This is a genomic window from Butyrivibrio fibrisolvens, assembly GCF_037113525.1.
GTDB classification, from domain to species: domain Bacteria; phylum Bacillota; class Clostridia; order Lachnospirales; family Lachnospiraceae; genus Butyrivibrio; species Butyrivibrio fibrisolvens.
The window spans coordinates 3,975,120-3,993,904 of sequence record NZ_CP146963.1 but is presented as its reverse complement, the minus strand read 5'-3'; the positions used below and the strand labels follow the sequence as shown (position 1 = coordinate 3,993,904).

Genomic DNA, 18,785 nt, shown 5'->3' with positions numbered 1-18,785 from the left:
ATTTTAACCTCTACTAGTATGATGCAAGACGCATGATGCCGCGACACTGGAAATTACTTATATAAGTAATAAAACGACATTGCGAACGCTTTAAGCATCCGCTGTAGATGAACCAGGAGGTAAAAAACATGAAGAAGGCTATTTTAGCTACTAAGGTCGGAATGACCCAGATCTTCAAAGAAGACGGTTCACTTGTTCCTGTAACAGTACTTCAGGCTGGACCGTGCGTAGTAACACAGATCAAGACACAGGAAAACGATGGTTATTCTGCTGTTCAGGTTGGTTTCGTAGATAAGAAAGAAAAGAACTACGAATCTGGCAAGGTTTGGCACAGACATGGCGTAAACAAGGCTGAGGCTGGTCACTTCAAAAAGGCTGGTGTAACATCCAAGAGATACGTCAGAGAGCTTAAACTTGAGAACGCAGCTGATTATCAGCTTGGTGCAGAGATCAAGGCTGACATCTTCGCAGATGGAGACAAGATCGATGCAACAGCTATCTCAAAGGGTAAAGGTTTCCAGGGCGCCATCAAGAAGAATGGTCAGCACAGAGGACCTATGGCTCACGGTTCTAAGTTCCATCGTCATCAGGGTTCTAACGGTTCAAGTTCTGATCCTAGCCGTGTATTCAAGGGCAAAGGTATGCCTGGTCACATGGGCGCTGTAAGAGTTACAGTTCAGAACCTTGAAGTAGTAAAGGTAGACGCTGAGAAGAATCTCATTCTTGTTAAAGGCGCTGTACCAGGACCTAAGAAGGGCCTTGTTACTATCAAAGAAACAACAAGAGTTGAGGCATAACGAAGGAAAGGAGGACCATTCAGATGGCTAACGTATCTGTTTTAAATATGGAAGGTAAAGAAGTTGGCAAGATCGACCTGAACGATGCAGTTTTCGGTGTTGATGTCAACGAGCACCTTGTACACCTTGCAGTTGTTCAGTATCTTGCTAACAACCGTCAGGGCACACAGAAAGCAAAGACTCGTTCCGAAGTTTCCGGAGGTGGCAGAAAGCCATGGAGACAGAAGGGAACAGGTCATGCTAGACAGGGTTCAACAAGATCTCCTCAGTGGACAGGCGGCGGTGTTGTATTCGCTCCAGTTCCAAGAGATTATTCCTTCAAGATGAACAAGAAGGAGAAGCAGGCAGCCCTTAAGTCCGCTCTTACAGATAAGGTAGAAAGCGGCAATATCGTAGTTCTTGATGAGCTTAAGTTCGATGAGATCAAGACAAAGAAGTTCGCTGAAGTTATGGCAAACATCAATGTAGACCGTAAGGCACTTGTTGTTCTTGCTGATAACGATCAGAACGTTGTTCTTTCAGCTCGTAACTTTGCTCAGGCTAAGACAATGCAGGCAAACTTACTTAACGTTTACGATATCGTAAATGCAAAGACACTGGTTCTTACTAAGGACGCAGTAAGCAAAATCGAGGAGGTGTACGCATAATGGCAGCACTCGAATATTATGACATTATCCTGAAGCCCGTTCTGACTGAGAAGTCAATGAACCTTATGGGCGATAAGAAATACACATTCCTTGTTAATCCTCAGGCTAACAAGACTCAGATCAAGGAAGCTGTAGAAAAGATGTTCGAAGGTACAAAGGTTGCTAAGGTTAACACACTTAACGCTGATGGTACTAAGAGAAGAAGAGGTCAGGCAGTTGGTTTCACAGCTAAGACAAAGAAGGCTGTTGTAACTCTGACAGAAGATTCTAAAGACATCGAGATTTTCCAGGGACTCTAATTTATAGTTAATAATTATGCGTGCAAGGCCCTAGCAAGAGTCCAAGGCCAAGGGTATCATCCCTCGCATGCGACAAAATAAGGAGAAAAATAATCATGGGAATTAAGAAGTATGGTCCTTATACCCCATCCAGAAGAAACATGACTGGTTCTGATTTCGCTGAAATCACAAAGAAGACTCCTGAGAAGAAGCTTCTTGTTTCAAAGAACAGCATTGCTGGACGTAATAACCAGGGTAAGATCACAGTTAGACACAAAGGTTGCGGCGGTAGAGTTAAATACAGACTCATCGACTTCAAGAGAAATAAAGATGATATGCCTGCAAAGGTTATCGGTATCGAGTACGATCCTAACCGTACAGCTAACATCGCTCTTATCTGCTACGCAGATGGAACAAAGTCATACATCCTTGCTCCTGCAGGTCTTACAGATGGCATGACAGTTATGAACGGTGCTAACGCAGAAATCCGTGTTGGTAACTGCCTTCCACTTTCAGCTATTCCTGTAGGTACAGAAGTTCACAACATCGAGCTTTATCCTGGAAAGGGTGGTCAGCTTGTTCGTTCAGCTGGTAACTCTGCACAGCTTATGGCTAAGGGTGAGAAGTATGCTACACTTCGTCTTCCTTCTGGTGAGATGAGAATGGTTCCGATCGAGTGCCGTGCAACAATCGGTGAAGTTGGAAACATTGAACACAACCTTATCAATTATGGTAAGGCAGGCCGTATTCGTCACATGGGTATTCGTCCTACAGTTCGTGGTTCTGTTATGAACCCTAACGATCACCCACACGGTGGTGGTGAAGGTAAGGCTCCGGTAGGTCGTCCGGGTCCATGCACACCTTGGGGCAAGCCTGCTCTTGGTTATAAGACACGTAAGTCCAAGAAGGCTTCTAACAAGCTCATCGTAAGAAGAAGAAACGGTAAAGCCATCAAATAATTGAAGGGAGAATAAAATGTCAAGATCACTTAAAAAGGGACCTTTCGCTGATGCAAGTCTCTTAAAGAAAATAGATGCTATGAACGCACAGAACGAAAAGCAGATCATCAAGACCTGGTCACGTCGTTCAACGATCTTCCCTTCATTCGTAGGGCATACGATCGCAGTTCACGACGGAAGAAAGCACATCCCGGTATATGTAACTGAGGATATGGTTGGCCATAAGCTTGGTGAGTTCGTTCAGACCAGAACTTTCCGCGGCCACGCAGGCAACGAGAAAAAGACAGGTGCCAGATAAGGTAGAGCGAAAGGAGGTTCATTATGGCAACAGAAGAAAAGAAGAAGTCCAGATCTCAATACAAAGTTGAGAGAAATAGAGAAAATAGAGAGACAAGACCACACGCTAAGCTTACATACGCTAGAATTCCTGTTCAGAAGGCATGCTTCGTTATGGACGCTATCCGTGGTAAAGATGTAACAACAGCTCTTGCTATCTTACAGTACAATCCAAGATATGCTTCAAGCGTTATCTATAAGCTCCTTGCAAGTGCTGCAGCTAACGCAGAATTCCAGGGTAAGAACCGTGAAAATCTGTACATTGCTGAGTGCTATGCTAACAATGGCCCTATCATGAAGAGAATTCATCCTAGAGCACAGGGCAGAGCTTACAGAATCAACAAGAGAATGAGCAACCTCAGCATCATTCTGGATGAGAGATAAGAAAGGAGAGCTAAAATCAAATGGGACAGAAAGTTAATCCGCATGGCATGAGAGTAGGCGTTATAGCTGACTGGGATTCCAGATGGTACGCTGAAGAGGGTGCATTTGCTGATAATCTTGTTGAAGATTACAAGATCAGAAAGTACCTTAAGAAAAAGTTATATGCTGCAGGTGTTTCCAAGATTGAGATCGAGAGAGCATCTGACAGAGTTAAGGTTATCGTTTTCACAGCTAAGCCTGGCGTTGTAATTGGTAAGGGCGGCAACGAAATCGAGATCACAAAGAAAGAGCTTCAGAAGCTTACAGATAAAAAAGTCATGGTTGATATCAAAGAGATTAAGAGACCTGACCGCGATGCTCAGCTTGTTGCAGAAAACATTGCTAGCCAGCTTGAGAACCGTGTATCTTTCAGAAGAGCTATGAAGTCTTCAATGTCAAGATCCATGAAGGCAGGCGTTCTTGGTATCAAGGCTTGCTGTGGTGGTCGTCTTGGTGGTGCTGATATTGCTCGTAAAGAGTTCTATAGCGAAGGAACAATCCCGCTTCAGACACTTAGAGCTGATATTGATTATGGTTTTGCAGAAGCAGATACAACCTATGGTAAGGTTGGTGTTAAGGTTTGGATCTACAAGGGAGAAGTTCTTCCTAAGAAAGGACCTAAAGCTGATGCTGACAAGGAAGGGAGCGATAAATAATGTTAATGCCAAAGAGAGTTAAACACCGTAAACAGTTCCGTGGTTCTATGGCTCACAAAGCTACTCGCGGTACAACAATCGCTTACGGTGAATATGGAATAGTTGCCCTTGATCCTTGCTGGATCAGATCCAACCAGATCGAGGCTGCCCGTGTAGCTATGACACGTTTCACAAAGCGTGGTGGACAGGTTTGGATCAAAATATTCCCTGATAAGCCTGTTACAGCAAAGCCTGCTGAAACTCGAATGGGTTCAGGAAAGGGTACTGTAGAGTACTGGGTATCTGTAGTAAAGCCAGGTCGCGTAATGTTCGAGATCGGCGGTGTATCTGAAGATGATGCCAGAGAAGCACTTCGTCTTGCTATGCACAAGCTTCCTTGCCGCTGCAAGATCGTTTCCAAGGCTGATTTGGAAGGTGGTGTATCTGATGAAAACTAATGCATATGTTGAAGAGCTTAATAAGAAGGATGCAAAGGCTCTTAATGAAGAGCTTGTTTCTGCAAAGAAGGAACTTTTCAATTTAAGATTCCAGAAGGCTACTAACCAGCTGGATAATACTGCAAGAATCAACACTGTTCGTAAGAACATTGCTAGAATTCAGACAGTAATCACACAGAAATCAAAAGTAGCTGAATAATTTCGCTGAAGTTGCGGGAAAGGATAAAGAATCGTGGAAAGAAATCTTAGAAAAACACGTGTTGGTAAGGTTACAAGTGATAAGATGGACAAGACCATCACTGTTTCCATTGAAGACCATGTAAAACATCCTCTTTACAAGAAGATCGTTAAGAAAACATATAAGCTTAAAGCACATGACGAGAACAATGAGTGTCATGTTGGCGATACAGTAAAGGTCATGGAGACAAGACCACTTTCAAAAGATAAGAGATGGAGACTTGTTTCTATTATTGAACGCGCTAAATAATTTTGAGTATATTTTTAAGATAACTCATATTCCTGCGCATTATAAAGAAGGAGAATTAACATGATTCAACAGGAAAGCAGACTTAATGTCGCTGATAATACTGGTGCAAAAGAACTGCTTTGCATTCGTGTTATGGGCGGATCTACAAGAAGATATGCGAGAATCGGTGATGTAATCGTTGCTTCTGTTAAAGATGCAACACCCGGTGGTGTTGTAAAAAAGGGTGACGTTGTTAAAGCCGTTGTTGTTCGTACAGTAAAGGAGACACGTCGTAAAGATGGTTCCTACATCAAGTTCGATGAGAACGCTGCTGTAGTAATCAACGATGACGGTAATCCAAAAGGAACACGTATATTTGGACCAGTTGCTAGAGAGCTTCGTGATAAGAAATACATGAAGATACTTTCTCTTGCACCTGAAGTATTATAAGGAGGAACCCAAATTATGGCAGCAAGTAGAATTAAAAAGGGAGATACAGTTCGTGTTATCGCTGGCTCCTATGAAGACAAGGGTCATGAAGGTAAGGTTCTGTCCGTTGATGCTAAAAATCACAGAGTAGTTGTAGAAGGTATCAACAAGGTTAAAAAGCACCAGAAGCCTTCTATGCAGAATCAGAACGGCGGAATCGTAGAAGTTGAAGCTCCTATCGATATCTCCAACGTTATGCTCGTAGTTGACGGTAAGACAACACGCGTCGGCATCAAAGAAGAAAGAGACGAAAATGGCAAGGTTGTCAAGAAGTCTCGTGTTGCTAAGGCAACAGGCGAAGTTATCGACGTGATCTATCCGTCACAGAAGAAGAACTAACGGGAAGGAGGTACTAAGACGTGAGCAGATATAAAGATTTATATACAAATGAAATCGTTGACGCTATGACAAAGAAGTTCGGCTACAAGAACGTTATGGAAGTTCCGAAGCTTGACAAGATCGTTGTTAACATGGCAGTTGGCGAAGCTAAAGAAAATGCTAAGGTTCTTGAGAACGCAGCTGGCGACATGGAAATTATCACAGGTCAGAAGCCCGTTCTTACAAAGGCTAAGAAGTCAATCGCTAACTTTAAGATCAGAGAGGGCCAGGCAATCGGTTGCAAGGTTACTCTTCGTGGCGAGAAGATGTATGATTTCCTGGATCGTCTCGTAAACCTGGCACTGCCTCGTGTACGTGACTTCCGCGGCATCAATCCTGATTCCTTTGACGGAAGAGGCAACTATGCTCTTGGTATTCGTGAACAGCTTATCTTCCCTGAAATCGAGTATGATAAGGTTGATAAGACAAGAGGAATGGACATTATCTTCACAACAACAGCAAAGACAGACGAAGAGGCTCGTGAGCTTCTCAGACTGTTCAACATGCCTTTCGCAAAGTAATCATAGGAGGAAAGAAAAAACATGGCTAAATTATCCATGAAAAGAAAACAGCAGATGAAACCTAAGTTCTCAACAAGAGCTTATACACGTTGCAGAATCTGCGGTCGTCCTCATTCAGTTCTTAGAAAATACGGAATTTGCAGAATCTGCTTCCGTGAACTTGCATATAAGGGCGAGATCCCTGGCGTAAAGAAAGCCAGCTGGTAATTAGGACAAGTGATCACTTTGTGATCAAGTTCAACAAAATTTATTGCGGCTTCGTGTCTCTCCCCTTTTTGGGGAGTAAGGCGGAGCAAGAATATTAGGAGGAAAATTAAAATGGCAATGAATGATCCTATTGCAGATATGCTTACAAGAATTCGTAACGCTAACACTGCTAAACATGATACTGTAGACGTTCCTTCATCAAAGATGAAGCTTGCAATCGCAAACATTCTTCTTGAGGAAGGTTATATCAAGAAGCTTGACGTTGTTGATAACAAGGGCTTCAAGGATCTCCACATCACACTTAAGTATGGTGCAGATCGTAACGATAAGGTTATCACAGGTATCAAGAGAATTTCCAAGCCTGGTCTTCGTGTATATGCTGGTAAGGATGAGCTTCCAAGAGTACTTGGCGGTCTCGGAATTGCTATCATTTCTACAAACCAGGGTGTTGTAACTGATAAGAAAGCAAGAGAGCTCCAGGTTGGTGGCGAAGTTCTTGCATTTATTTGGTAAATTGGAGGTACGGGCATGTCACGAATCGGTAAAATGCCAATCGCAATCCCTGATGGAGTAAACATCACGGTTGCAGAAAATAACAAGGTGACTGTAAAAGGTCCTAAGGGAGAACTTACAAGAGATTTCCCTGCGGAGCTTTCAATCGAGCAGAAAGACGGCGAGATTGTTATAACAAGACCAGATGATCAGAAGAGAACAAAGGCTCTGCACGGACTTACAAGAGCACTTCTGAACAACATGGTAACAGGTGTTAAAGACGGATTTGAGAAGAAGCTCGAGGTTGCAGGTGTTGGTTACAGAGCTGCAAAGAAGGGCAAAACTCTCACACTTACTCTTGGATATTCTCATCCGGTAGAACTTGAAGATCCAGAAGGTGTTGAATCTACTGTTGAAGGTCAGATCATCACAGTTAAAGGTATCGACAAGGAAAAGGTTGGCCAGTACGCAGCAATCATCCGCGAGAAGAGAGCTCCTGAACCATATAAGGGCAAGGGAATCAAGTACGTTGATGAAGTAATCAGACGTAAAGTCGGTAAGACCGGTAAGAAGTAAGAGATAAGGAGAGTGTAAAATGGTTAAGAAAGAATCCAGACAGGAAATTCGTGAAAAGAAGCACCTGAAGGAACGTAAACGCTACAGCGGCACTGCTGAGAGACCAAGACTTGCAGTGTTCAGAAGCAACAAGAACATCTACGCTCAGGTTATCGATGACGTAGCTCAGAAGACTCTTGTTTCTGCTTCTACTCTTGAAAAAGACATCAAGGCTGAGCTCAAGAACACCGATGATGTTGATGCAGCTGCATATGTTGGAGATGTAGTAGCTAAGAGAGCCCTTGAGAAGGGTATCAAGGCTGTTGTTTTCGACAGAGCAGGTTACATTTATCACGGTAAGGTTGAAGCCCTTGCTGATGCTGCCAGAAAAGCTGGCTTAGAATTCTAAGAGAGGAGAACAGAATTAAATGAAACGTACAGTCGTTGATGCAAGTCAGCTTGAGTTAACAGATAAAGTCGTTACCATTAAAAGGGTTACCAAGGTAGTTAAGGGTGGCCGTAACATGAAATTTACAGCTCTTGTAGTTGTAGGTGATGGTAATGGACACGTAGGATGTGGTCTTGGTAAGGCTACAGAAATTCCGGATGCTATTCGTAAGGGTAAGGAAGCTGCAACAAAGTCACTTGTTACAGTTGCTCTTGATGAGAATAACTCCATTACACATGATTTCGTTGGTAAGTTCGGAAGTGCTGAAGTTCTTCTTAAGAAGAGCCCAGAAGGTACAGGTATCATCGCTGGTGGTCCTGCACGTTCCGTATGTGAACTTGCTGGTATCAAGAACATTCGTACAAAGTCTCTTGGTTCCAACAATAAGCAGAACGTTGTATTCGCTACAATCAACGGTCTCAGCAAGCTTAAGACTCCTGAGGAAGTTGCAAAGATGCGCGGCAAGTCTGTAGAAGAAGTTAATGCTTAAGGTAACAGCCTTAAGGAAAGGAGAAATCAATGGCAGCAGAAAAGAAACTCAAAATCACATTGATTAAATCCACTATCGGTGCTGTGCCTAAGCAGGTAGCAACCGTTAAATCAATGGGATTTAAGAAACTTAACAGCAGTGTAGTTCTTCCGGATAACTCCGCTACAAGAGGACAGATCCAGCAGATCAGACACCTTGTTAAAGTTGAAGAAATGTAATGATATAAACACGGTTCTGCAAATATTTTTGCAGAACCATGTTTGCTATGCACCCAAAAGGTGCGTATAATATAATGAGCGAGCAGATTATGAGACACGCTGCGAGGCATAATCTGCGTCTTAGTGATTCTCGCAGCGGGAAATGAGGAATATCATGGAATTATCAAATTTAAGACCAGCTGAAGGATCAGTACAGTCAGACAACTTCAGAAGAGGACGTGGACACGCTTCAGGAAACGGAAAGACTGCTGGTAAGGGTCACAAGGGTCAGAAGGCTCGTTCAGGAGCTCCAAGACCAGGTTTCGAAGGTGGTCAGATGCCTCTGTTCAGAAGACTTCCTAAGAGAGGCTTCAAGAACATCAATTCTAAGAACTATGTAGCTATCAATGTTGACAGACTGGAAGCATTTGATAACGGAGCTGAAGTTACTGTCAGCGCACTTAAAGAAATGGGCATTATCAAGAAGGAAAATGATGGTGTTAAGATTCTTGGTGGCGGAGAATTAACTAAGAAGCTTACGGTTAAAGTAAATGCATTCAGTGCATCTGCAAAAGAAAAAATCGAGGCTCTTGGTGGAACAGCAGAGGTGATCTGATGCTAACAACCCTAAAGAATGCATTCAAAATTAGAGAAATCAGAAGCAAGATAGTGTTTACACTTCTGATGCTTGCAGTAATCAGACTTGGTACATTGATTACTGTTCCCGGTATATACGGTGAGCAGTTCTCATATTGGTTCCGTCAACTTACAGCAGGCGGAAGTTTCGGATTTATGGAACGTTTTACAGGTGGATCATTCGAACAGATGTCTATTCTGGCTCTGAATATCACACCTTACATTACGTCATCTATCATTATTCAGCTACTGACAATTGCTATTCCAAAATTCGAAGAATGGCAGCATGATGGCGAAGAAGGTCGTAAGAAACTTACGAACATGACTCGTTACATCACAATAGCACTTGCGCTCGTAGAATCAATTGCTATGGCAGTAGGTTTCTATCGCAATGGACTTCTTATCAAATCTCAGAACTGGGTATATTGTGTAGAAATCGTTGCAGCGCTTACTGCAGGTAGTGCATTCCTTATGTGGATTGGTGAAAGAATTACGGATTATGGTGTAGGTAATGGTATATCCATTGTCCTTACAATCAACATTGTTTCCAGAATGCCGAAGGATTTAAAGACTCTGTACGAACAGTTCCTTCTTAATCACTCAGTAGTACAGAAGGTTGTATACGGACTTATCATTCTTGTAATAATCATAGCAATGGTAGTGCTGGTAGTCCTTCTCAATGATGCAGAGCGTAAGATTCCGGTTCAGTATGCTAAGAAACTGCAGGGCAGACGTCTTGTAGGTTCTAGTGGAGCAGAGATTCCACTTAAGGTTAATACAGCCGGCGTTATGCCTATCATTTTTGCAATGTCACTTTTCCAGTTCCCGATCATCGTATCTCAGCTTTTGGGATATAAGGGAACAGGAGTATGGAGCGAGGTTCTTAAGTACCTCAACGAAGGCAACTGGATTCAGCCTTCACAGTGGAAATATAGCGTAGGACTTGTATTATATATACTTCTTATGATATTTTTCGCTTACTTCTATACAGACATTACATTTAATCCGCTTGAGATTGCAGACAATCTTAAGAAGCAGGGTGGATTTATCCCAGGTATCAGACCTGGTAAGCCAACCAGCGATTATCTGCAGAATATGCTCAAATACATCATCCTTATTGGTGTATGCGGCCTGATCATCGTAGCGGTTCTTCCAATCGTATTTAACGGACTTTTTAATGCCAATGTATCATTTGGTGGCACTTCTCTTATCATCGTTGTAAGTGTTATACTTGAAACAGTTAAGCAGATTGAGTCACAGATGCTCGTTCGTAATTACAAAGGCTTTTTAGACGATTGAGATAATTAGAAAGAGGCCGGGTTTCATGGTTTTGCATGGCCCGACCTTCTTTTACGTTGACTAAAGAATATAAGCATAAAAAAGAGGAGACAGGGGAATGAAGATTATAATGCTGGGAGCACCTGGGGCCGGAAAAGGAACTCAGGCACAGATGATCTGTGACAAATACAATATTCCGCACATTTCAACAGGAGATCTTTTCAGATCAAACATTAAAAATGGTACAGAACTTGGAAAAAAAGCTAAAGAGTATATGGACAAGGGACAGCTCGTTCCTGATGAACTTACTGTAGAGCTTCTTTTAGACCGAGTTGCAAATGAAGATTGCAAAGATGGATATGTTCTTGACGGATTCCCAAGAACAATACCTCAGGCAGATGTTCTTGATAAAGAGCTTACTAAGCTTTCAGATAAGATAGACTTTGCTATAGATGTAGAAGTTCCGGATGAAAATATCGTTAGAAGAATGTCAGGAAGACGTGCTTGTCTTAAGTGCGGAGCTACATATCATATTGAGCATATTCCACCAAAGCAGGAAGGCATTTGCGATCGTTGTGGCAGCGAGCTTGTACAAAGAGATGATGACAAGCCTGAAACTGTTCAGAATCGTCTTAGTGTTTATCATGAACAGACACAGCCTCTTATAGAATATTACAATAGCAAAAACATCCTTAAAACAGTAGATGGAACCAAAGATATGAATGATGTCTTTGAAGATATCGTTAAGATCCTTGGATAATTGAGGTCCTGTTATGCAGATCTTTATCAAGACACCGGATCAGATTGATCTGATGCGACAATCAGGGCACCTCTTAGCGCAGGTGCATGCAGAATTACATCAGGCATTACGCCCGGGAATGTCTACTCTTGAGATTGATACCTTAGGAGAAGAGCTGATCAGAAAAATGGGCGGTATACCTAACTGCAAGAATTATGAAGGTTTTCCCGGTTCGATATGTATTTCTATAAATGAAGAAGTAGTACATGGAATACCAAGTGCCGACAGAATATTGCAGGAAGGTGATATCGTAACATTCGATACCGGCCTTATTTATAAAGGATGGCATTCTGACGCCGCAAGAACATGGGGGGTAGGTTCGATCAGTCCTGAGAAAAAGCAGCTGATAGATGTAACAAAGCAAAGCTTTTTCGAAGGAATCAAGAAGGCACGTGCGGGTAACAGACTCTACGAAATATCCAAAGCCGTTGATCAATATGTTACAAAGTATGGATATGGAATAGTACATGAATTGACAGGCCATGGAATAGGACAGAGTCTTCATGAAGACCCCAATGTTCCCAATTACAGACAGATTCGAAGGGGAATAAAACTTCAGAAAGGCATGACGATATGTGTTGAGCCTATGATCACTATGGGTAAAAGATATGTCGGATGGCTTGATGATGATTGGACAGTTGTGACAGTCGATGGTTTGCCTGCTGCTCATTATGAAAATACGATCGTAATAACAGATGACGAACCTGAAATATTGACAATGCTTGAAGATGAAGAATAATATGCTGCACATAGCAAGGAGGAAATAATGTCTAAGGCAGATGTAATTGAAATCGAAGGAAAAGTTATAGAAAAGCTTCCTAACACAATGTTCCGTGTTGAACTTGAAAACGGACATGTAGTTCTGGCTCACATCAGCGGAAAGCTCAGACAGAACTTCATCAGAATACTTCCCGGAGATAAGGTTACTATGGAACTTTCTCCATACGATCTTACAAAGGGTAGAATTATTTGGAGAGACAAATAATTTTATTGGAAAAAAATTACCGAAATTTTTGTATAAAATTTGTTGCATTTTAATTTGATTTGCGCTATACTATAAAACGGTCTTCTTTGTAGAAGGCTCTCTTTGCGTCTATTTTTAGTAAAGAGGTAGTATGACATAAAATGTGGGAAACTACAGGAAAGGAGTCGGGATGAAAGTCAGATCTTCTGTTAAGCCTATGTGCGAGAAGTGCAAGGTCATTAAGAGAAAGGGTGTCATTCGTGTTATCTGCGAAAACCCTAAGCACAAGCAGAGACAGGGATAATTCGATTCGTCCGGGCGCCGCTACATGCGGCTGATGTCTGTTCGATTAATATATCGTAGAGCCTACGTATATTACTTTTTGATACCAATATTATTATTGTGTGTTGGAAAGATCGGATCCTGTCCGATTGGGCATAGAAATTTCGCAAAGGCGGAGTTATGAATCAAAGATTCAGATGCCTCAATCAAAAGTAACCGTATGACGCTAAAAACAAACATATAGGCAACAAGCCACGCCTTTATGCACGCGTACATACATATAATTTATTATGGAGGAATTATTAAAATGGCTCGTATTGCAGGTGTTGATTTACCTAGAGACAAGCGCGTAGAAATCGGCTTGACTTACATTTATGGAATTGGCAGAACAAGTTCAAACAAGATTATTGCAGCTGCTGGTGTTAATCCAGATACACGTTGCCGTGATCTTACAGATGAAGAAGTAAAGAAGCTTAGTGAGATTATCACTAACGACTACATGGTAGAAGGTGATCTTCGTCGTGAAGTAGCAATGAATATCAAGAGACTGACTGAGATCGGATGCTATCGCGGAACTCGTCACAGAAAGGGTCTTCCTTGCCGTGGTCAGAGAACAAAGACAAATGCAAGAACACGTAAGGGACCTAAGAGAACTATTGCTAACAAGAAGAAGTAATAGTAGTCAGTCACTCGTTGACACAAATGATATAAGAATCGTGCATTCAATCATTTGTATACAAACTAAAAGGAAGAAAGTAGGTTAGTTTACTATGGCAAATCAGAAAGCTAGCGCTTCAAAGAAGCGTGTTAAGAAAAACGTTGAACACGGTCAGGCACACATCCAGGCATCTTTCAACAACACAATCGTTACACTGACAGATGCAGCTGGAAACGCTCTTAGCTGGGCAAGTGCAGGCGGACTCGGATTTAAGGGTTCAAGAAAATCTACTCCTTATGCTGCACAGGTAGCTGCTGAAACAGCTACAAAAGCTGCTCTTATCCATGGGCTTAAGACAGTTGATGTGTTCGTAAAGGGACCGGGTTCAGGAAGAGAAGCTGCTATCAGAGCACTCGCAGCTAATGGACTTACAGTTACAAGTATCACAGATGTAACTCCAGTTCCTCACAACGGATGCCGTCCGCCTAAGAGACGTAGAGTATAAGATTAGTCTTATGACTGATTTTTGCTGGCTGCGTCAAGCAGCCAGATATGCTTTGCTTATTTATAAGCAGGCAAAATAGTAGTAATAAATAGCAATTTAGTTAGTTGGAAGAAGGTCATGTCCATGATGGACAAAATTGATTGTAAACAACAGCAGGACAAATATCCTGAAGAAAGGAGCCACATAAAATGGCAGTAAACAGAACACCGATACTTAAAAGATGCAGATCTCTTGACCTTGATCCTACATTCCTTGGATATGACAAGAAGTCAAAGAGAAACCCTCAGAGGTCTGGCCGTAAGATTTCAGAATATGGCCTTCAGCTTCGTGAGAAACAGAAAGCAAAATTCATTTATGGAGTACTTGAGAAGCCTTTCAGAAATTACTATGAGAAGGCTGATCAGATGAGAGGACAGTCCGGTGAGAACCTTATGGTTCTTCTCGAGAGAAGACTCGACAACGTAATCTTCCGTCTTGGTTTCGCAAGAACAAGAAGAGAAGCTCGTCAGGTAGTTCTTCACAAGTTCGTACTTGTTAATGGTAAGGTAGTTAACGTTCCTTCTTACCAGCTCAAAGCAGGTGATACAGTTGAGATCAAAGAGTCTGCTAAGAACATGCAGAGATTCAAAGATATCGCTGAGATCGCTGGTGCTAGACTCGTTCCTGCATGGATCGATGCTGACAAGGAGAATTGGAAGGGTACTATTTCACAGCTTCCAGCAAGAGACATGATTGATGTTCCTGTTGACGAAATGCTTATCGTCGAGCTGTATTCCAAGTAATTCGTAAATAATTAATGATTATATAAAGAATGCAACTGTTGACTAAGCATAAAAGGAGGAAATATCAGTGTTTGATTTTGAGAGACCAAATATTGAAGTAGCAGAAATCTCAGATGACAAGAAGTATGGTAAATTCGTTGTAGAACCTCTTGAAAGAGGTTATGGTATTACACTTGGTAATTCCCTCAGAAGGATTATGCTTTCTTCTTTACCTGGTGCTGCAGTTAGTCAGGTCAAGATCGAAGGCGTTCTTCATGAATTCAGTTCTATCCCTGGAGTTAAAGAGGATGTTACTGAAATCATAATGAACATCAAAAATCTTGCTATCAAGAATAAATCTGAAACAAATGAGCCTAAGATTGCTTACATCGAATATACAGGTGACGGCGTTGTTAAGGCATCAGATATTCAGGTTGATCAGGATATCGAGATCATGAATCCCGATCAGACTATTGCTACACTTTGCGGTGCTGATGCAAAGCTTTATATGGAGCTTACAATCACACGCGGCAGAGGATATGTCAGCTCAGATAAGAACAAGTCTGGAGACCTTCCGATCGGAGTTCTTGCAATTGATTCAATTTATACACCTGTTGAGCGTGTAAATGTAACAGTTGAAAATACTCGTGTCGGTCAGGTAACTGACTTTGATAAACTGACACTGGATGTTCACACAAATGGTACACTTGAGCCTGATGAGGCTGTAAGCCTTGCAGCAAAGGTACTTTCAGAGCATCTGTCTCTTTTCATTGATCTTTCTGAAGTAGCTCAGACTGCTGATGTTATTACAGATAAAGAAGACAATGTAAAGGGTAAAGTCCTTGAGATGTCAATTGAAGAACTTGAACTTTCAGTTCGTTCATTCAACTGTCTCAAGAGAGCCGGAATCAATACTGTTCAGGAACTTTGCAATAAGACACCTGACGATATGATGAAGGTTCGTAACCTCGGACGTAAGTCACTTGAAGAAGTTCTTGCTAAGCTCGAAGAGCTCGGCCTGCAGCTTAGAAAAGGTGAAATGACTGAGGAACTTAACTAATGGAGTTAATTCGCTGAAGGTAAAACCAAAGTGTACGGATGCGAATCTCATGGTAAACATCACATTTTGCGGGTAAGCCCAATGAGCGCTGCAAAATGCACCAACGCAGAGGGAACTCTGTAATGAGAAAGGAAATATAATATCATGGCAATGTACAGAAAGCTTAGCAAAGCAAGCAAGCCTAGAAAGGCTCTTCTTAGAAACCAGGTAACAGAACTTCTTTACAATGGTAAGATCATTACTACTGAAGCTCGTGCTAAAGAGGTACGTCAGATTGCTGAGCACCTTATCGCACTTGGAATCAAAGAGAAGGACAATACTGAGACTGTTACTGTTGAAGTAAAGCACTGCAAGAAGGACGCTAACGGAAAGCGCATCGTTCTCGAGAGAAAGTACAACGAAAAGCTTAAGAAGACTCTTAAGGTTTACGATTATGACATCGAGAAGAAGGAAGTTACAAAGGACAAGCCTTCACGTCTTCACGCTAGACGTCAGATGTACAAAGAGCTTTACAAGGTTACAGAAGTTCCTACAGAAGGAAAGCTTCGTAAGCAGAACACAAAGGTTGTTGATCTTACAGATAAGATCTTCGATGAGTACGCTGTAAAGTATGCTAGCCGTAAGGGTGGCTACACACGTATCATCAAGGTTGGTCAGCGTAAGGGTGACGCAGCTATGATGGTTGTTCTTGAGCTCGTTTAATACAGTTTAGGATAACATTAAAAAACGCATGCACTTAGGTGTATGCGTTTTTTGCATATGATATTTCTGTTTTCTTCAACTTTAATATGAATTATAGATTTTTTGGATAGTTATATTTATTGATTTGCATTTTCTGATGAATTCTGAGTTGTAGAAGAGTACGCAGCCTCAGGATGCTTTTGAGCGTATTCAGAAAGTGTTTCTCCGGAATTAAGTAAGCGTGCACCTATAGCGCAGATGATAATGCAGATAACCAGAAGTAAGATCTTTTTATAAGTTCCCTGAATATTATTCATTTTAAGCCTCCCGATCCCTGAATTTCGTTGCTATACCAATATTTTACTCTAATTGACGCTTCTTGGCTAATTTTGTATAATCGTGGAGATACAAAGCGATATTATGCGCTAAAACGTGGTAATAGAGATTTGATCAAAAATTAATAACAAAAAACTTAGAGATATCCCTAATAATATGAATAATAATTCATCACATATGATCCATACTAAAAACGTCAGATTTCAATATGTAAAGCATGATGAGGAAGGCAATCCTGTCGGCACCGTTACAGCAGTAGACGGAGTTGACATGACCGTAAATAAAGGCGAATTTATTGCTATTTTAGGTCATAACGGATCAGGAAAATCTACACTCGCCAAGCATTTTAACGCCCTTTTATATCCAAGTGAAGGGGCTGTTTTTGTTGACGGAATGGATACAACAGATGAAGATAAGGTCTGGGATATACGTCAGAAGGCTGGTATGGTCTTTCAGAACCCCGATAACCAGATCATAGGTCAGATAGTCGAGGAAGATGTTGGATTTGGCCCTGAGAACATGGGAGTGCCTACCGAAGAGATCTGGGAAAGAGTAAATGAAAGCCTTAAAACTGTAGGCATGTATGAATATAGAAAAGCATCTCCAAATCACCTGTCAGGTGGTCAGAAGCAGCGCGTATCTATAGCCGGAGTCATAGCTATGCATCCGGAGTGCATTATTATGGATGAGCCAACAGCGATGCTTGATCCATCAGGACGCAAAGAAGTCATAAGAGCTGCCAGGGCACTTAATGATGTAGAGAACATAACAGTGATATTGATCACTCATTACATGGAAGAAGTAGTCCATGCAGACAGAATCTTTGTTATGGATAAGGGGAGAGTCGTGATGTCCGGAACCCCGCGAGAAGTCTTTTCCCAAGTAGATAAGCTTAAGGAGTTAAGGCTCGATGTCCCGCAGGTTACTTTACTTGCAGACAGTCTTAGAAAAAAAGGACTTGATATCCCGACAGGCATATTGACAAGAGATGAGCTTATCGATTCACTTTTAAAACTAAATCAAAAAACAAATCAGAATTCTTGATTATTACAAGCATTAGAACAATCAAGATCATCTTTTTTGAAAAAGAAGAAACTGTTTCATTAAGATTAAATCTTAATGAAAGGCATTACAAGATTTTTTACAGACATATTTTAATCGAGGAATAACATGGCATTAAAGCTAGATCATGTCAATTACATATATGATGCGGATACCGAAATGGCACACGTGGCTCTCAAAGACGTGACGCTGGAAATAGGTGGCGGAGAGTTTATCGGCCTTATCGGCCACACAGGATCCGGTAAGTCTACCCTTGTCACGCACCTAAATGGCCTCGTTAAGCCTACCTCCGGCCAGGTACTTTTTGATGGTCAGGACATCAATGAAAAGGACTATGATCGCAAGAAATTAAGATCTAAAGTCGGTCTTGTGTTTCAGTATCCTGAGCATCAGCTTTTTGAAACAGACGTTTTGGCCGATGTATGCTTTGGACCCAAGAACTTAGGCCTATCTAAAGATGAAGTAGAAAAAAGAGCTTACGAAGCCCTAAGACTCGTAGGACTTAGTGATGAATATTATAAGCAGTCTCCATTCGATCTTTCAGGCGGCCAGAAAAGGCGTGTTGCAATAGCAGGAGTAATTGCCATGGAGCCCGAGATACTTGTTCTTGACGAACCCACTGCAGGACTTGATCCCAAAGGCAAGAATGAGATTCTCGACCTACTCAAAAAGCTCCATAAAGAAAAAGGCATAACCATAGTTCTGGTCTCACATAGCATGGAAGACGTTGCGAACTACGTTGACAGGATCATCGTAATGGATCATGGTCAGGTTCAGTTCGATGATGAGCCAAGAAAAGTATTTGAAAACTATAAAGACCTTGAGAAGATGGGACTTGCAGCGCCTCAGGTAACATACATCATGAAAGACCTTAAGGAAAAAGGCTTTGATGTTGACGATACAGTTACGACAATAGAGCAGGCTGCAGATGAGATCATGAAAGTTTTTAATAAATAATATCAGTATTTAGAATTATAGAAAACAAGG

General features: G+C 41.7%; 33 protein-coding genes. 32 read left to right on the top strand and 1 reads right to left on the bottom strand.

Annotated features, from left to right (window positions below):
• Window positions 1-128: 128 nt before the first annotated feature.
• The 30 genes from rplC (at window position 129) to WAA20_RS16845 (ending at window position 16,421) form a co-directional block, all read left to right on the top strand.
• Window positions 129-797 carry a 50S ribosomal protein L3 gene (gene rplC / locus WAA20_RS16990; protein WP_073388383.1) on the top strand — a complete coding sequence of 223 codons (669 nt, stop codon included), beginning with the start codon at window positions 129-131 and terminating at the stop codon, window positions 795-797.
• Window positions 798-820: 23 nt separating this feature from the next.
• Entirely contained in the window at window positions 821-1,444 is a 624-nt protein-coding gene (rplD, locus tag WAA20_RS16985; RefSeq protein ID WP_073388385.1) for a 50S ribosomal protein L4, read from the top strand.
• Window positions 1,444-1,743 carry a 50S ribosomal protein L23 gene (rplW, locus tag WAA20_RS16980; protein WP_073388386.1) on the top strand — a complete coding sequence of 100 codons (300 nt, stop codon included), beginning with the start codon at window positions 1,444-1,446 and terminating at the stop codon, window positions 1,741-1,743. The genes rplD and rplW overlap by 1 nt, the downstream gene beginning before the upstream one ends.
• Before the next feature lie 95 nt (window positions 1,744-1,838).
• Window positions 1,839-2,681, top strand: coding sequence for a 50S ribosomal protein L2 (rplB, locus tag WAA20_RS16975; protein ID WP_073388388.1), 843 nt, complete (start codon window positions 1,839-1,841; stop codon window positions 2,679-2,681).
• Window positions 2,682-2,697: 16 nt separating this feature from the next.
• Complete coding sequence (rpsS, locus tag WAA20_RS16970; RefSeq protein WP_073388389.1) at window positions 2,698-2,979, top strand: 30S ribosomal protein S19; 282 nt, start codon at window positions 2,698-2,700, stop codon at window positions 2,977-2,979.
• Window positions 2,980-3,002: 23 nt separating this feature from the next.
• The gene (rplV, locus tag WAA20_RS16965; RefSeq protein WP_022754377.1) at window positions 3,003-3,401 is read left to right on the top strand and encodes a 50S ribosomal protein L22; all 399 of its coding nucleotides are present in this window, start codon (window positions 3,003-3,005) and stop codon (window positions 3,399-3,401) included.
• Window positions 3,402-3,421: 20 nt separating this feature from the next.
• A complete protein-coding gene (rpsC, locus tag WAA20_RS16960) occupies window positions 3,422-4,096 on the top strand; it encodes a 30S ribosomal protein S3 (RefSeq protein ID WP_022754376.1) in 675 nt (224 codons plus the stop codon).
• Entirely contained in the window at window positions 4,096-4,533 is a 438-nt protein-coding gene (rplP, locus tag WAA20_RS16955; protein WP_073388391.1) for a 50S ribosomal protein L16, read from the top strand. The genes rpsC and rplP overlap by 1 nt, the downstream gene beginning before the upstream one ends.
• Window positions 4,523-4,732, top strand: coding sequence for a 50S ribosomal protein L29 (rpmC, locus tag WAA20_RS16950; RefSeq protein ID WP_073388393.1), 210 nt, complete (start codon window positions 4,523-4,525; stop codon window positions 4,730-4,732). Before rplP ends, rpmC begins: the two co-directional genes overlap by 11 nt.
• A 33-nt stretch (window positions 4,733-4,765) precedes the next feature.
• The gene (gene rpsQ, locus WAA20_RS16945) at window positions 4,766-5,020 is read left to right on the top strand and encodes a 30S ribosomal protein S17 (RefSeq protein WP_022754373.1); all 255 of its coding nucleotides are present in this window, start codon (window positions 4,766-4,768) and stop codon (window positions 5,018-5,020) included.
• A 60-nt stretch (window positions 5,021-5,080) separates the two neighbouring features.
• Complete coding sequence (gene rplN / locus WAA20_RS16940; protein ID WP_022754372.1) at window positions 5,081-5,449, top strand: 50S ribosomal protein L14; 369 nt, start codon at window positions 5,081-5,083, stop codon at window positions 5,447-5,449.
• Window positions 5,450-5,464: 15 nt separating this feature from the next.
• The gene (gene rplX, locus WAA20_RS16935) at window positions 5,465-5,827 is read left to right on the top strand and encodes a 50S ribosomal protein L24 (protein ID WP_073388394.1); all 363 of its coding nucleotides are present in this window, start codon (window positions 5,465-5,467) and stop codon (window positions 5,825-5,827) included.
• Window positions 5,828-5,847: 20 nt separating this feature from the next.
• On the top strand, window positions 5,848-6,387 hold the full coding sequence (rplE, locus tag WAA20_RS16930) for a 50S ribosomal protein L5 (RefSeq protein ID WP_073388396.1): 540 nt from the start codon (window positions 5,848-5,850) through the stop codon (window positions 6,385-6,387).
• A 21-nt stretch (window positions 6,388-6,408) separates the two neighbouring features.
• Window positions 6,409-6,594: a type Z 30S ribosomal protein S14 gene (locus tag WAA20_RS16925; RefSeq protein WP_022754369.1), complete on the top strand. Its 186-nt coding sequence runs from the start codon at window positions 6,409-6,411 to the stop codon at window positions 6,592-6,594.
• 111 nt (window positions 6,595-6,705) lie between these two features.
• A complete protein-coding gene (gene rpsH / locus WAA20_RS16920; protein WP_073388397.1) occupies window positions 6,706-7,107 on the top strand; it encodes a 30S ribosomal protein S8 in 402 nt (133 codons plus the stop codon).
• 15 nt (window positions 7,108-7,122) lie between these two features.
• Window positions 7,123-7,662, top strand: a complete 540-nt coding sequence (rplF, locus tag WAA20_RS16915; RefSeq protein ID WP_073388399.1) for a 50S ribosomal protein L6 — start codon at window positions 7,123-7,125, stop codon at window positions 7,660-7,662.
• Window positions 7,663-7,681: 19 nt separating this feature from the next.
• On the top strand, window positions 7,682-8,050 hold the full coding sequence (gene rplR / locus WAA20_RS16910) for a 50S ribosomal protein L18 (protein WP_073388400.1): 369 nt from the start codon (window positions 7,682-7,684) through the stop codon (window positions 8,048-8,050).
• 19 nt (window positions 8,051-8,069) lie between these two features.
• On the top strand, window positions 8,070-8,579 hold the full coding sequence (rpsE, locus tag WAA20_RS16905) for a 30S ribosomal protein S5 (RefSeq protein ID WP_073388402.1): 510 nt from the start codon (window positions 8,070-8,072) through the stop codon (window positions 8,577-8,579).
• Between the two features lie 29 nt (window positions 8,580-8,608).
• Window positions 8,609-8,797: a 50S ribosomal protein L30 gene (gene rpmD / locus WAA20_RS16900; RefSeq protein ID WP_022754364.1), complete on the top strand. Its 189-nt coding sequence runs from the start codon at window positions 8,609-8,611 to the stop codon at window positions 8,795-8,797.
• Window positions 8,798-8,951: 154 nt separating this feature from the next.
• Window positions 8,952-9,392 carry a 50S ribosomal protein L15 gene (gene rplO, locus WAA20_RS16895; RefSeq protein WP_073388403.1) on the top strand — a complete coding sequence of 147 codons (441 nt, stop codon included), beginning with the start codon at window positions 8,952-8,954 and terminating at the stop codon, window positions 9,390-9,392.
• A complete protein-coding gene (gene secY / locus WAA20_RS16890) occupies window positions 9,392-10,711 on the top strand; it encodes a preprotein translocase subunit SecY (RefSeq protein ID WP_073388405.1) in 1,320 nt (439 codons plus the stop codon). The genes rplO and secY overlap by 1 nt, the downstream gene beginning before the upstream one ends.
• 97 nt (window positions 10,712-10,808) lie before the next feature.
• Complete coding sequence (locus tag WAA20_RS16885) at window positions 10,809-11,450, top strand: adenylate kinase (protein WP_073388406.1); 642 nt, start codon at window positions 10,809-10,811, stop codon at window positions 11,448-11,450.
• Window positions 11,451-11,463: 13 nt separating this feature from the next.
• Complete coding sequence (gene map / locus WAA20_RS16880) at window positions 11,464-12,228, top strand: type I methionyl aminopeptidase (protein ID WP_073388408.1); 765 nt, start codon at window positions 11,464-11,466, stop codon at window positions 12,226-12,228.
• A 27-nt stretch (window positions 12,229-12,255) separates the two neighbouring features.
• On the top strand, window positions 12,256-12,474 hold the full coding sequence (infA, locus tag WAA20_RS16875) for a translation initiation factor IF-1 (protein ID WP_022754358.1): 219 nt from the start codon (window positions 12,256-12,258) through the stop codon (window positions 12,472-12,474).
• A 169-nt stretch (window positions 12,475-12,643) separates the two neighbouring features.
• Window positions 12,644-12,757, top strand: a complete 114-nt coding sequence (gene rpmJ, locus WAA20_RS16870; protein ID WP_022754357.1) for a 50S ribosomal protein L36 — start codon at window positions 12,644-12,646, stop codon at window positions 12,755-12,757.
• A 285-nt stretch (window positions 12,758-13,042) separates the two neighbouring features.
• The gene (rpsM, locus tag WAA20_RS16865) at window positions 13,043-13,411 is read left to right on the top strand and encodes a 30S ribosomal protein S13 (RefSeq protein WP_073388409.1); all 369 of its coding nucleotides are present in this window, start codon (window positions 13,043-13,045) and stop codon (window positions 13,409-13,411) included.
• Window positions 13,412-13,505: 94 nt separating this feature from the next.
• The gene (rpsK, locus tag WAA20_RS16860) at window positions 13,506-13,898 is read left to right on the top strand and encodes a 30S ribosomal protein S11 (protein WP_022754355.1); all 393 of its coding nucleotides are present in this window, start codon (window positions 13,506-13,508) and stop codon (window positions 13,896-13,898) included.
• A 188-nt stretch (window positions 13,899-14,086) separates the two neighbouring features.
• The gene (gene rpsD, locus WAA20_RS16855) at window positions 14,087-14,680 is read left to right on the top strand and encodes a 30S ribosomal protein S4 (RefSeq protein WP_073388411.1); all 594 of its coding nucleotides are present in this window, start codon (window positions 14,087-14,089) and stop codon (window positions 14,678-14,680) included.
• Between the two features lie 67 nt (window positions 14,681-14,747).
• Window positions 14,748-15,719, top strand: coding sequence for a DNA-directed RNA polymerase subunit alpha (locus WAA20_RS16850; RefSeq protein ID WP_022756760.1), 972 nt, complete (start codon window positions 14,748-14,750; stop codon window positions 15,717-15,719).
• A gap of 144 nt (window positions 15,720-15,863) precedes the next feature.
• Window positions 15,864-16,421 carry a L17 family ribosomal protein gene (locus WAA20_RS16845; RefSeq protein WP_073388412.1) on the top strand — a complete coding sequence of 186 codons (558 nt, stop codon included), beginning with the start codon at window positions 15,864-15,866 and terminating at the stop codon, window positions 16,419-16,421.
• A 116-nt stretch (window positions 16,422-16,537) separates the two neighbouring features.
• Here the strand turns inward: WAA20_RS16845 and WAA20_RS16840 are convergent, their stop codons facing one another.
• Window positions 16,538-16,717, bottom strand: a complete 180-nt coding sequence (locus tag WAA20_RS16840; RefSeq protein WP_073388414.1) for a hypothetical protein — start codon at window positions 16,715-16,717, stop codon at window positions 16,538-16,540.
• Between the two features lie 175 nt (window positions 16,718-16,892).
• Here WAA20_RS16840 and WAA20_RS16835 point away from each other — a divergent pair, with 175 nt between their 5' ends.
• Both WAA20_RS16835 and WAA20_RS16830 read left to right on the top strand, forming a co-directional pair.
• Window positions 16,893-17,780: an energy-coupling factor transporter ATPase gene (locus WAA20_RS16835; RefSeq protein WP_242951184.1), complete on the top strand. Its 888-nt coding sequence runs from the start codon at window positions 16,893-16,895 to the stop codon at window positions 17,778-17,780.
• A gap of 126 nt (window positions 17,781-17,906) precedes the next feature.
• Entirely contained in the window at window positions 17,907-18,755 is an 849-nt protein-coding gene (locus tag WAA20_RS16830) for an energy-coupling factor transporter ATPase (protein ID WP_073388416.1), read from the top strand.
• Window positions 18,756-18,785 lie beyond the last annotated feature (30 nt).